Source organism: Pseudomonas sp. UYEF17 (genome assembly GCF_040546125.1).
GTDB classification, from domain to species: domain Bacteria; phylum Pseudomonadota; class Gammaproteobacteria; order Pseudomonadales; family Pseudomonadaceae; genus Aquipseudomonas; species Aquipseudomonas putida_Z.
In genome coordinates this window covers 401,859-414,324 of sequence record NZ_JBEPNE010000001.1, presented here as the reverse complement: position 1 = coordinate 414,324, position 12,466 = coordinate 401,859, and the positions used below count along the sequence as shown (strand labels likewise).

Genomic DNA, 12,466 nt, shown 5'->3' with positions numbered 1-12,466 from the left:
GGGCGCCGCTATTCCCCTGTGAGCAGTTGATCGTCGTCGGGCCCTGGGGGCTTGGCGCCGTTGCGGCGGCGGTCGGCCAATACCCAGCTTCCATCGTACAACTGCAGGGGGAACGATTCGTTCCTGTTCTGGCGTCGTTCGACGAACCCTTCAGCCGGGTTGTCCGTGGCCCTGCGCCGGCGCTCGATGCCCATCAGGTCGAAGACTGCACGGGCCAGTTCCACCAACGGGAACGGCTTGAACAGGACATGGCTCACACCCAGTTCGGCGGCCCGCTCACGCACTTCGACGGTGGGGTGGGCGGTAATCAGCACGAAGTGGCACTGCCTGTTCCTGCGTACGGTCTCCAGAACCTGAAAACCCTCCATGTCGGGCAAGCGGTAATCCAGCACGATCACTTGCGGTGCCAGGCTTGCAGCCTGCTCGATACCACTGGCACCGTCGTGGGCAACATGAACTTCCAGGCCTTGCGCCTGCAGGTACGCTTGCAGGTTCTGCGCAAGAGTCTGTTCGTCATCGACTACCAATACTCTGTTCACCAAGGTCGACTCCCAAGAACTGCCCGGTAACCCGGTCTGCGAAGTGCGCCCCTGTACAGGCTTGAGCAGGCTTCGTGCCAGGCGTGAATAGTCATGCTGAATAACCGTAACTCATTGATTTTGCAGGAGCACCGATCACTCCCCGCAACGCGGCGGGCAGGCGCACCGGCCCCGTTCCCCACATGCGGGGAAACTGATGGCACACTGCCATTTCGTTATTCCCCAGCATTGGGGAAACGCCATCAGGGGCCTCAGTCGGCAATCTCCACGGTAGCGGACGCACGCAAACGTTGGCGCACGGACTGGCGCGCCTGCGCCTCCCGCTGCCCGATGAGCGTGGCCCGGGCCAGAACCAGGCCCTGTTCGCGTATGACCGAAGGCTCGTCACTTTGTTGCTGCACTCCTTGCAGGTTTTGCGAATTGGCATCATAAAATGCCTCCACTTCGGCCTCGCTGGGCGCGGCGACCGCGCTGAGCTGGGCATACACCTGCTGCGCGGCCAGCTCGCGCCGGGTGTACTCATTGTACTGTGCCCTATCGAAACCCGCTTCCGCCAGCCGCCGCTCAAAAATTGCCGGGCTGCCAAGCGCGGCCTCGATCTCGCCCACATGCGCCGACACCTGCTCGTCGCTGATGGCTATGCCGAGGCGCTGGGCCTCCTGCCACAACAGCTCCTTGTCGATCAGTTCATCCAGGGCCTGATCGCGCAGGCGCTGGTACAGGTTCGGGTTGCGGATGCTGGCCACCGCGCGGCCCTGGGCGTCCAGATATTCGCTGAAATAGCGCTCCAGGCGCATCGTCTCGATCTCCACACCGTTGACCCGCGCCGCCGGCATATCGGCCCAGCTTGCCTTGGCCAGCACCTGCAACAGGCACAACAACAGAACACGCATGGCAACCTCCGCTCAAGGGCTGTCCGGCAGTGGCCGGTACGGGGTGACCGCGGTAAAGCGCGGCCCGGGCAGGGCCACCGCCACCACATGGGCACCGGCCATGCCCTGGCGGCGACCGGGGCCGAAGCCCAGGGCCGGGGTCAGGCCGGTGGACACATCATGCAGGCCTTCCAGCGCGGCAATCAGCTGCTCGCGGCTGGTGTCACGGCCAGTCTGCTTCAACGCTTCGCTCAACAGGCGCAGGGCGCACAGGGTGTTGACCTGCAGCGACGCCTGGCGGGGGTCGAGGCCCTGGCGCTGCTGCAGGCCGGCCAGGGTCGCCAGGCCCTGTTCGGTCCAGTCCTCGGGCACGTAGGGATAAGCCAGGAACACCCGTTGCGACCAGAACTCGGGCAAGCGCGCCACGGCGCCGGTCACCTGGCTGGAGGCACCAAACAGGTATGGCTGGCGGCCGGCTGACTGCAGCGCCGAAGCCAGTTCGGCAAAGGCATGGGCACGGCCGAGGAAGACAATGCCCTGCCCGTCTACGGCCTGGCCAGCAAAGGCCTGGGCCGCAGGTGTTGCCCAGCCCTGCTGCTGCAGGCGTTCGCGCACCTGCTCGGCCAACGCCGCGTGTTCATTGCCGGCATACACCACACGCAGGTCGCCCGCTGCCAGGCCCAGCGCCGCGCGGGCGTGGCCGGCCAGGCTAAGCAATTGCGCGGGCAAGCCGGGCAACGGGTCGAAAATCTGTGGGCTGCCGCCGCTGCGTGGGGTGCTGCCGATCAGCGGTACATTGTGTGGCGCCAGCAAGGTTGCCAGGCGCTGGTCGAGCATGGGTACCAATGGCGCGATCAGGGCGAACACCCGCTCCTGCTCCAGCAACTGCTGCAGCGCCTGTTCGGCGCTGGCCGGGTCGGCGCCCGGGTCGAGCACCACCAGTTCCAGGCGTCGCCCGTGGATGCCACCCTGCTGGTTGAGTTGCGTCAGGCCGTCTTCCAGCACCGCACGCACCACCTGCCCGGCCTCGGCCAGCGGGCCGGATGCCGGCAGCAAGGTGCCCAGGCGCAGCACGCCCTCCTCCACGCCGGGGTCGCGCTCCTGGGCCAGGCGCTTGAGGTAGGCCGTGAGGTTGCGCTGGTCGGCCAGGGTCAGCTCGAAGCGTGGCATGGCCGGGTCCAGGCGATTGCCGGCCGGGTCGACGCCATGCTGGATGGCCCGGGCCAGGCTGCTGTCGGTGTAGGCCGGATAGCGGCGGCCGTTGACCTCGCGTTCGCCCTGGCCTTGCGCCAGGCGCTGCCAGTCGAGGCTGGGCGGGCGTACTCCCCCTTCGGCGCGGCCGCGGCCATCGTTGCCGTGGCAGCTGGCGCAGGGCAGCACGCTGGCGGGGACCGTCATGTTGCTGGCACCGACCCGGGCTTGCAACTGTGCGTCGCTGCTGGAGACGCCCTGGCGGTAGAGGTGTTTGCCGGCTTGTTCATGTTCGGTCAGGTCCAGGTCCAGGGCGAGTGCACCGCTGCATATGGCAATACCTAATGCGAATGCCAGATAGCGCAGCACTGCCTCAATACAGACGCGAATCCCTGTAGGAGCGGCCTTGTGTCGCGATCGGGCGCGCAGCGGCCGCAGGACCGGCGCATGTGTTTCATCAGGTACTCCGGGTATGCCGGTTTTACGGCCGCTGCGCGCCCGATCGCGACACAAGGCCGCTCCTACAGGGATTCGCGCCGGGATTCGCGCCAAATTTGGCGTCGGCATTGGCGAAGTACTGCGCATGATGCTCACCGCCCTGCCAAAGGCAGTGCCAGCAACTGCATGCGCTGGGCAATCGCCGCAGGCGGTGCATCCGGGCGGATCTTGCTCCAGCGCTTGCCGGCCACGTCGCCGGCAATCAGCTGTGTCGAATGCTGCTCGGGGCTGGGCAGGAACTGGCCGATGCGGCCGAGCACCAGGTCGACATTGGCCTTGTCACCCGTCAGGAACACCCAGTTGGGCCCATCCACGCCCTGCTTCTCGGCAAACGCCTTGAGCACCTCGGGGGTGTCGTTGAGCGGGTCGCTGCTGATCGACACGAAGGTCACCTGGCTGGCCAGCTGCGGCCCCATGGTCTCGCGCACTTCACGCAACTTGCGGGTAATCAGCGGGCAGGCGTCGGTGCAGTGGGTGAAGATCACGTTGAGCATCACCACCTTGTCCTTGAGCACATCGCTGTAGAAGCGCAGCTCGCGGCCGTTCTGGTCCTTGAGCACAGTGTCGGTGAACCAGGTCTGGGCATCGCGGGTGCCGCCGCCACTGGTCATCGCCTGCGGTGCCGGCTGCGGTTCTGGTGCCTGCGGGGCATGGCCTTCATGGGCGAACGCCACCGAGGCGAGGATCCACAGGCAGCCACCCAGCACCAGCCAGTCAAAACCGCGCATGGCAACGCGGCGGTTGCTTACCTGGCTCATGGTTGCACCTCGTGATGGTCGGCAATGGCCGTGCTCTTGGCATGCACCCGGCGGGCGCCGAGGCGGTTGATTTCGTCGATCAGCACTGCCGGGTCGGTGAACCCGTAGTAGCGCGTCCAGTGCCCGGTGCGCCCGTCACCCACCAAAATCAGCGGCGGGTGCTGGCTGAGGTCGGCGCTGAAGCTGCCCAGGCCCTTGAGGGTTTCGCTGATGGCGTACGGCGTCCCGGTCAGCCAGCTCCAGCCCGGCCCCTTCTGGAAGGCCTTGGCGTAGTCCTGCAGGCGCTTGGCGTCGTCACGTTGCGGGTCGACGCTGATCGACACCAGATGAATGTCTTGCCCTACCCGGCCACCCAGTTGCTGCTGGACCTTGCCCATGATCGACGACACCACCGGGCACACCGTGGTGCAGCTGGTGTAGATGAAGCCCATGACCACCAGGTGGTCGCCCACCAAGTCTTTTTCCAGGCGTACCGGCATGCCGTCCTGGTTCAGCAGCGAGACATCGGCAAAGCGCACGCTGGCCTTTTCCTGGCGCACCGCCGGCGGCTGTTCGGCGTGGCCGTTGTGGTCGTGGCCACCATGGGCCTGGGCCAGGTTGCCGGCAAAAGCCAGGCTCAGGGCCAACAGTTTGCAAGCATGCTTGGCGTTCATCGCAGGTTCCTCACGTCATTCTCGGAAACGGTGGACGTTGCGGCCGGCAGGACGCGCAGGCTGGTGTAGTTTTCCTCGGCGAACCTGCGCCCCAGCGACGGCGACTGCACGTGCAGGTACCAGGCGCCGGCTTCGGGCAGGGTCAGGGCTGCCTGATAGATGCCCTCGCCCACCTCCTCCAGTTGCAGGTTTTGCGGCATGGACGAAGGCGCCAGGAAGTAGCGCAGGCTCAGGTCGCTCAGGCCCAGGCGCGGCTGGCCGTCGTCGCCGACGATGCGCACCCGCGCGGTAACGGCGCTGTGCTGCGACAACGGCCGGTCCAGGCCGATGAACTCGGCGTGGGCGCCCTTGCGCTTGCCGGCATTCGGCGCCGCAGTCACGTCGGTGCTGAAGCAGTGGATGATCTGCGGCTGGTTGAGCAGGAAGGCCACGTCGAACTTGCCGGCGGCGGGCATCTTCACCGTCGAGCCGTACACGCCCGGGGCCAGTTCGCGCAGGCTGCGGTCGACGACGATGGCGGCGCGGGCCTGGTGGCCACGGTTGTTGTAGCCGGACATCGGTGCGTTCATGCCTTCGGCGTAGAAGTAGGTGGTGTTGTCCACCGGGTTGACCACGAACACTGAATTGTCGTCACGCGACACCGACAGCCCCTGGGCCAGCGGCAGGTCACCGGCCTGGCGTGGCGCCGCCGGGCCAGCCTCGAAGCCCTGGATGATCGGCGAACGCCCTTCGCCCAGGCTGGCCAGGTTGATCATGCTCACCTTCGGCGAAGCCAGGCCGCGCACGTAGGCATAGCCCTTGGTGAAGGTCAGCTGGTACGGTTCGGCCGCCACCGGGATCTGGTGGATCAGCTTGTCGGTACTGGCGTCGATCACCAGGGCCTGGTTCTCCAGGGTGTTGAGCACGATGCCGTAGCGGCCATCGCTGCTGAAGCGCATCGGCCCCAGGCCCTGGGCGGCCTGGACCGTGTGGCGCAGCTGGTGGTTGCGGGCGTCGAACACGCGCACGCTGCCCTCCTCGCCATCGACCACGTACACCGCCTGGGACAACGCCGAATAACTGACCGACAGTGGGTGCGGGCCAACCTTGATGGTCTTGGCCAGACGCATTTCCGGGATGTCGATGACACTCAGGGTGCCGCTGTCGCGGTTGCTGACATAGGCGTAGCGCGAGTCGGCACTGAAGGCGATTTCGTGGTGGCCGCCGCCGGTGTTGAAGGTTTTCAGAGTGTTGCGCCCCGGTACATCGATCACCGTTACCCCGCCCTTGGCCGGGTCGCTGCTGTTGTTGCCTACCCACAGCCGGTGCTGGTCCGGCTGCAGGGCCACGCGCAGGGGCTGGTCGCCAGCGTTCAGGTCGGCCACGCGGGTGAAGGTTTCGGTGTCGATCACCGAGACCTTGCCGCGCTCCGGGATGGACACGAACACCAGCTTGTCGTCACCGGTGGCCACCCAGTCCATGGGCCGCCCAGGCAGGTCGATGCGGGCCATGGTGCTGGTCACGCCGCCCACCGAAACGGTCGGGTCGATCACCGTCAGGCTGGCGTCCTTGTTCATCATCAACAGGAAGTAGCTGTTCAGGTCGAGCAACGGCCGGGCGCCGATACTGCTTTTGAGGAACAGCGCGACACGGGCCTTGCAGCTCTGGTCGCGGTCGCCCTCCGGGGCCGACTGCGTCGGGTCGATCCACGCCCCCGGGGCCATGCCCGACAGCGGTTGGCCACTGGCCTGGTCGCTGACCTTGAAACGGATGTTGGCGAAGCTGCCCTCCTGCAGCTCGCCCCCCGCCAGCGGCCGGGCCTCGAACTCCACGGTCACGCCGTCGCGGCTGAGCCGGTGCGGGGCCTGCGGGTCGTCAGAGCCCTGCAAATACTCGCGCGGATCGCACCAGAGGCTTTCATAGGCCACGCCCAGGCCGATCAGCACAGCCCCCAGTGCTACCCCCATGTATGCAAGGCGGGTTTTCTTGTTCATGTTCGCGCCCCCATTTACCGTCACTGCGCCGGTGCCGTTGCCGGCGGCGCTTCATTGGTCACCCGCAAGATCCCCCACAGCCCCGAGAGGTTGCCGTAGGCGGCGTAGTCGCGGAACAGGTAGTCACCCGCCACCGCGTTGGCGCCGCCGGCACTGGGCAGCATGAAGCTGAAGTGCGCAGCCGGCAGCACGCTTTCCTGGGCACCGATGTACATGGCCATCGGGTTGTAGCCGAAGCGCACCGAGCCGATGCCAGGCAGGCTCAGCGGGTAGCCGTCCACGTCGTTCTTCTCGGCCTGGTAGTTGTGCAGCGGCCACAAGTGGCCATCCAGCTGGTAGACCATGCCGCGGCTGCCACCACTGGGCATCACGATATGGTTGCGCACTGGCTGGCCGGGCTTGGCGTACAGCACCGGGGTTTGCGGGTCGCCGCCGACCAGGGCGTTGGCGTAGGCCATGTGGGCGTTGGGCACATCGCCAAAGCCCAGGCCACCGGCGCGGCCGAAGGGTGAGTCGGGGGCCATGCCGAAGCGCAGCCACAGGGGTTCGGTCTTGTAGTTGACCGCCATGTTGCCGTTGTCCTGCGGGTCGCCGGCGGCGCCGTTGCCTTCGGTATTGATGCCCTCCACCGGGCGGCCGTCGGCCCAGCGCATGTTCAGCGCACGCTGCCAGACCGTGACGAAGTCGCGGTAATCCGGCTGGCCGGTGACCTTGACCGTGGCCTGGGCCCGTGTTGCGCCGTCCTCGGTCCAGGTGGCGGTCTGCGGCAGGATGCTCATGGCACCCACCAGGCCTTTCTGCGGCTGCTTGATGAAGTCCGACGGGGTCAGGTTGAGGCCGCCGAACTCGATGGCCGTGGTGTTGATGTTGTCCACCGTGCGGCCCAGTTGCGACACCGGCTTGCCTTCACGCTCCAGGTGGCCGGCATAGTACTGGTAGGTACGGGTCGGCCAGGCGCCACTGGTGCCGGCACGCGGGGCCACGGTCTGCACCGGGTTGAGGCCGACGTTGGCGCCGTCGGACTTGGTGATGTCGTAGGCCAGCAGCTGGGCATGCAGGCCCACGTGGCTGGACGGCCGCATCAAGTTGTTGGCAAAGGCGGTGGCACCCTCGCTGTCGAAGCGGTCACGCTTGACCACGTTGTGCATCACCGCAGTGCTGGGCAGGTCCGGCATCACCAGTGGCAGGCGGTTTTCCAGGGTGATGCTGATGCACTCGCCGGCGTTGGCGCGCAGCACCAGCGGCTCCACGGGCACACCCGCCTTCAGCTTGCCGGTGGTGGCGTCCAAGTCGGCCTTGCGCACGTACAGGATCGCGGTCGGGTCGTGCAGCGGCGCGCTGTGGCCACCGATGGTGAAGGGTTCCCCATCTTCGGGGTCTACCCCACTGACCAGCGGTATGGCGGTCTTGCGGCTGTTGAACACCAGGGTGCCGCCGTTGGCCTTGAGCGGTCCGCCGACATGCTGGCCGACACCGGCCGGGTCGTTGATGCTGACGCCGTTGCGGTTCTCGAGGATGTCGTTGGCCAGTGCCGCGACGATTTCGTAGCTGCGCTTGACCGTGGGGCGGCTGCCGATGCCGTTGGGGTTGGCCGTGGTTTTCGGGCAGATGCCATCGAAGTTCACGGTGTTGCGCATGGCCACCGGCTGCGGGTTGTTGGGCAGCGGGAACAGGTCGGCACGCTGCGCGGTGTAGTTGCGCATGATGCCCCAGATGCCGTTCCAGTAGCCCTCCAGTGCCGCATCCAGCGAATACAGGTAGTCACCGTTGGTGGCTGCCGAACTGGAGATCATCGACACCGGTGCCATGAAGCCCAGTTGTTCGGAAATACCGATCATCTGTGATGCCTTCCAGCCCGAGTTGGAGCTGTTGCCGTAGCCGGTGCCGTTCTGCAGCCACTTCACGCCATGCAAGGTGATGTTGTGCTCCTCTTCATGGCCACCGGCGTGCATGCGCAGGCGTACGTTGTCACCGGAGTAGGTGCGCAGCATCGGGGTGAACGGGTCGCCCGGTTCGCTGCCGGCCGCGTTGATGTGCGGCGGGAACAGCGTGGTGCCGCCGGTGGGGCCGACCGCCGAGGTGATCGCCGAGGGCGCAAGGTTCAGTGCCGGGATGGCGCGGTCGGTACGGGTTTGCAAGGCGTAGCTCAGGTCGCCGGCCAGGCCGTCGGCCTGCATGCCACGCTTGCCGTCCGGGCCGACCTTGTTCGGGTCGTACACACGCAGGGCCAGGGGCTCGTTGCGGTAGTTGACGACGAACATGCCCGGGTCATCCACCGAGATCGCCTGCGGGCAGGGCCGGCTTGGGCAACCGGGGTTGATGCCGCCGCGCTCCTCGACAATGGCCTCCAGCAGGTTCGACGCCTTGCCTCGCACCGGCGGGTTGATGGCGTAGCGGAAGCTGTCGGCGGTGGCCGGGTACGACTGGGCATTGGGGATGCCGTCCGGCCCGGCGCCGACGTACACACCGGCCTCGTAGGCGTGCTGGAAGTCGCTGTATTCCAGGAAGAACTCGCGGTAGCTGTCGTTCTTGCCGTCACCATCGTGGTCACCGGTCTGGATCACCGCCTGCCACGAGGTCGGGCCACCGTCCTGGCGCGTGGCCGGGTTGTACAGCTTCTCGCCGGTTTCGGCGTGGTACCAGGTGGAGTTGGCCGGCTCGGCCAATACGGTGGCATACAGCCCAAGCTGCTGGTGGGTCGATGGGCCGAGGTGGTCGTGGGTGAAGATGGTGCCCAGGCCACGGTCGACGTTGTACACGTTCACCAGCGGGTCGGCGAACCAGCGCTGCATGGCCGTGCGTGCGCCCAGCCAGTCGGCCCTGCCGAAGCGGCCGAAGTACGGGTGCTGCCGGGCTTGCGGGCAGGCGGCGGTGCCGTCGCGGCTATCGCCCTGGGTGCAGCCGTTGTAGGCACGAATGGCCTGCACCCGCTCGACCACGCTGCCGGGCGAGAGGATGCCGTCTTCGTAGTTCCAGCCGTTCGCCGAGCCATCGGCGGCGGTCAGGTCCCACTTGGGCAGGTGGATGTGCTGGCCGATCACGTCGGTCGGGGTGCGCACCTGGTAGTCGTCCATCTCATAGATGTTCGGGATCAGGTTGGTGTGCTGGTACATGGTGCAGTCGAAGGTGTTCATGCGCATCACCAGCGGCTCTGGCGGGCGCTGCTTGGTGATCACCGGCCAGGCGTCTTCCCACAGGGCGATGATGCGGGCCTGCGGGAAGTGGTAGCCGACCTTGTTGTACACCGCGTCGAACTGGATGTTGGCGCCCTTGTAGATGCGTGGGCGGTCAGCGGTGAAGGCCGAGGCGCCACGGAAGTTCAGGCCCGACAGGCTCTCGCCGCTGAAGTACTCGCCTACCCCGGAAGACTGGGTCAGGCGTTTGCCCCGGTCATCCATGCACGGCTCGTAGAACGGCGCGCCGGCAGTCGGCAAGGCGCCGTTGGTGCGGAACGCCTTGGCCACCGGCTGGCTGCCGGGGATCAGGGCGAAGCTTGGGTGTTCGGCCAGGGCGTGGAATTGCATGGCCGCCTGCTCGACATCGGTGCCCTCTTCGGGCAGGTAGATCGGCTTGGCCTTGTGTACCACCTTGGTGAAATCGAGCTTGGTGGTGGTGGTTTCGGCCTCGCCGCCGGCAGATACGCCGTCCAGCGCGTGGCGACCCAGGCCGCCATCCCAGCCATCGACCTGGTTCGGGTCGAGGTTGGCCCACAGTGCCTTGCCGCTTTCCTTGAGCTGGCGTGCCATGGCCGGGTCGAGCATGTCCAGTGGCGGGGTTGGTGGGCGGTTGCCCACGCTGCTTTCCATGCCGCCGATCCAGAACGGATAGCCAGGGTTCTTCAAGGTGCCGTCGGCGTTGCGGTTGGCGTCGCTGCGGTCGACCAGCGCCAGCGAGCCTATAGCCTTGCGAACCGGCGCCTGGTTGGCTGGCTCCTCATCCTCTTCTTCCTCGGGCTCGTCGTCATCATCATTGGCGGCAACCAGCTCTTCGGACAGCTTCGGTACCACCACCACCTTGCCTGGCATCGGCGCCATGGCCTTGCCGGGCAGCGGCACGATGGCCGGGATCGGCGTGCCGGCAACGATCTCGCCATCGGGCAGGGCCCGGGCGCCAACCGCCGGCTTGCCGCTGCGCAGGGCGAACGGGGTGTTGTGGAAGCCGTTCTCGCCCTGCCCGCTCACCTCAAGGCGGGTGCCTTCCTCGAACACGTCGTGCACCCGCCACATGGCCCACATGCCCTGGGCGAAGTGCGGGTAGAAGTGGCAATGGTAAATGGCATCGCCCGCCACCCGGTTGCGGTTGCCCGAACCGCCGTTGGCGATTTCGTAGGTGTAGCCGACCCCCGCGCCGATGCCCTGGGCATCGATGTAGTCGGAATTGTCGTCATTGGGGTTGAACAGCCACTGGTGGCCGTGCAGGTGGAAGATGTGCTGCTCATGGCCGTTGTGGGTGTTGCGGAACTTGGTGAAGTCACCGATGTAGCTGTGGTGCACGTTGGCCGGTTCCGCCGGGAACAGGGCCATGCTGGCCTTGACCCCGATTGCGCTGGCCGGTGGTACCTCACCAGGGCGGATGTGCTCCAGGCCGACGTTGGCCGGCACGTCCACCAAGGTACCGACGTCACCGACAGTGTGCGCACTGAGGAAGAACTCCTCGTAGGCGCACGACAGGCAGTCGTGCATCGGCCCCACGCCCAGGCGGTTGGCCACCACTTCGGCGCCCATGCCACCGGAACCGTAGTTGATCATGAACGAGTCGCGGGTGGGTTCCAGTACGTGGCCCATCACCGGGTCGGCCCAGTAGCCAGGGAACGCCTGGGTGCCAGCGACCTCGTCGGCGAACTGCGAGGCGAAGTCACGGAACGCCTCCAGGCGGTTGGGCAGCGCCGGGTTGCGCTTGCCCAGGCTTTCCAGCGGGTAGGTGGATTTGGGGAAGCTGCCATCGGGGTTGGGGCCCATGACGATGGCATCGGTTTCGCTGTTGATGATCTGGTTGCCGTCGACCATGGCAATGATCGGCTTGCCAGCCTTGCCTTCGGCGATCCAGGGTTGCATTTGCGGGTAGCGGGCTTCGTAGTCGATCACCGGCTGGCCGGTGGCGGTACGGCCGGTGGTGGCCAGGCGCATTTCTTCTTCGGTGAGGGTATTGCGGTAGGTGCGGCCGAGTTTGGGCACCACCACTACCTGGCCGAACAGGCCGTTGGCAACGTTGCCCGCAGTACCCTCGCCGCCGAAGGTGGCGGCTTTGCTGGTAGCGGCGAAAGCGCCTTCGCGTTCGGCGTACAAGGTATAGCTGCGGGTGCTGCCGGGGCTGACGAAGAAGTTGCCGTTACGCCCGGTGTAGGCAGAAATGTCGGCGATGCTGTTGACCGCCTGCATGCCGTTGACCTGGAAGCCGACCATGCGCTCGGCCACCTGCTCGTCGGCGACGAAGCCTTCGGCGGCTTCGTTTTCGAGCTCCGGTCCCTCCTCTTCGCCCTCAGCCTCTTCGGCCTCGATGCCGTGCTTGTTGGGGTTGGCCTTGTAGTCGAGCAGGTTGGTCAGGTTGACGGTAAGGCATTCACCGGCGGCCACCCGCAGCACGATGGGCCGCGGGCGCTTGTCCGGGCGCAGGGTGACCTTGCCCGGTACTGCCGCCCCACCGCTGCTGAGGGGGACCATCTTGTCGTCCACCACATCCTCGCGCAGGGCGAACATCATGCCGTTGGCGTTTTGCGCGCCAAGGCGGTTGAACATCAGTGGCTGGTCCAGCGCCACCACGTTGGCGACCAGGGTGCGCTGGCACTGCACGGCGGCTTCGCTGGTCGACTCCCAGCCGAGCAAGGCCAGAACGAGTGATGACAGGATGGGGCCTTTGAGTGGCATAGACATGCTGCACCTCCGGGACACAGGATCTCTGCGTGGAGCTGGAGCAAGGTGTATGCCAGGAGCGGATTGCTTTTGTTTTCAGTTGGTTGCAGCGGCAAACGAAACAGGTTGGGGA

Annotated in this window: 7 protein-coding genes; all 7 read right to left on the bottom strand. The window is 66.3% G+C overall.

The features are described 5' to 3' along the window. Nucleotides 1-8: 8 nt before the first annotated feature. The 7 genes from ABIB24_RS01970 to mnxG all read right to left on the bottom strand — a co-directional run bounded on the left by ABIB24_RS01970 (nucleotide 9) and on the right by mnxG (nucleotide 12,354). A complete protein-coding gene (locus ABIB24_RS01970) occupies nucleotides 9-542 on the bottom strand; it encodes a response regulator (RefSeq protein ID WP_031325917.1) in 534 nt (177 codons plus the stop codon). Nucleotides 543-790: 248 nt separating this feature from the next. Further along, a complete protein-coding gene (locus ABIB24_RS01965) occupies nucleotides 791-1,432 on the bottom strand; it encodes a SurA N-terminal domain-containing protein (RefSeq protein WP_085588441.1) in 642 nt (213 codons plus the stop codon). A gap of 12 nt (nucleotides 1,433-1,444) precedes the next feature. After that, nucleotides 1,445-2,968 carry a cytochrome c/ABC transporter substrate-binding protein gene (locus ABIB24_RS01960; RefSeq protein WP_354316087.1) on the bottom strand — a complete coding sequence of 508 codons (1,524 nt, stop codon included), beginning with the start codon at nucleotides 2,966-2,968 and terminating at the stop codon, nucleotides 1,445-1,447. 224 nt (nucleotides 2,969-3,192) lie between these two features. Further along, a complete protein-coding gene (locus ABIB24_RS01955) occupies nucleotides 3,193-3,858 on the bottom strand; it encodes an SCO family protein (protein WP_085665553.1) in 666 nt (221 codons plus the stop codon). Beyond that, entirely contained in the window at nucleotides 3,855-4,511 is a 657-nt protein-coding gene (locus ABIB24_RS01950) for an SCO family protein (protein ID WP_137164147.1), read from the bottom strand. The genes ABIB24_RS01955 and ABIB24_RS01950 overlap by 4 nt, the downstream gene beginning before the upstream one ends. Then, complete coding sequence (locus tag ABIB24_RS01945) at nucleotides 4,508-6,484, bottom strand: cytochrome D1 domain-containing protein (protein ID WP_354316032.1); 1,977 nt, start codon at nucleotides 6,482-6,484, stop codon at nucleotides 4,508-4,510. Before ABIB24_RS01945 ends, ABIB24_RS01950 begins: the two co-directional genes overlap by 4 nt. Before the next feature lie 20 nt (nucleotides 6,485-6,504). Beyond that, nucleotides 6,505-12,354 (bottom strand): manganese-oxidizing multicopper oxidase MnxG, encoded by a 5,850-nt coding sequence (mnxG, locus tag ABIB24_RS01940; protein WP_274079797.1) that lies wholly within the window; start codon nucleotides 12,352-12,354, stop codon nucleotides 6,505-6,507. Between the last annotated feature and the right edge of the window lie 112 nt (nucleotides 12,355-12,466).

What these genes read in the sequence shown, in the direction of transcription:
- ABIB24_RS01945 (WP_354316032.1), bottom strand. Translation starts at nt 6,484, where the DNA reads ATGAACAAGAAAACCCGCCTTGCATACATGGGGGTAGCACTGGGGGCT.
- ABIB24_RS01965 (WP_085588441.1), bottom strand. Translation starts at nt 1,432, where the DNA reads ATGCGTGTTCTGTTGTTGTGCCTGTTGCAGGTGCTGGCCAAGGCAAGC.
- ABIB24_RS01950 (WP_137164147.1), bottom strand. Translation starts at nt 4,511, where the DNA reads ATGAACGCCAAGCATGCTTGCAAACTGTTGGCCCTGAGCCTGGCTTTT.
- mnxG (WP_274079797.1), bottom strand. Translation starts at nt 12,354, where the DNA reads ATGTCTATGCCACTCAAAGGCCCCATCCTGTCATCACTCGTTCTGGCC.
- ABIB24_RS01955 (WP_085665553.1), bottom strand. Translation starts at nt 3,858, where the DNA reads ATGAGCCAGGTAAGCAACCGCCGCGTTGCCATGCGCGGTTTTGACTGG.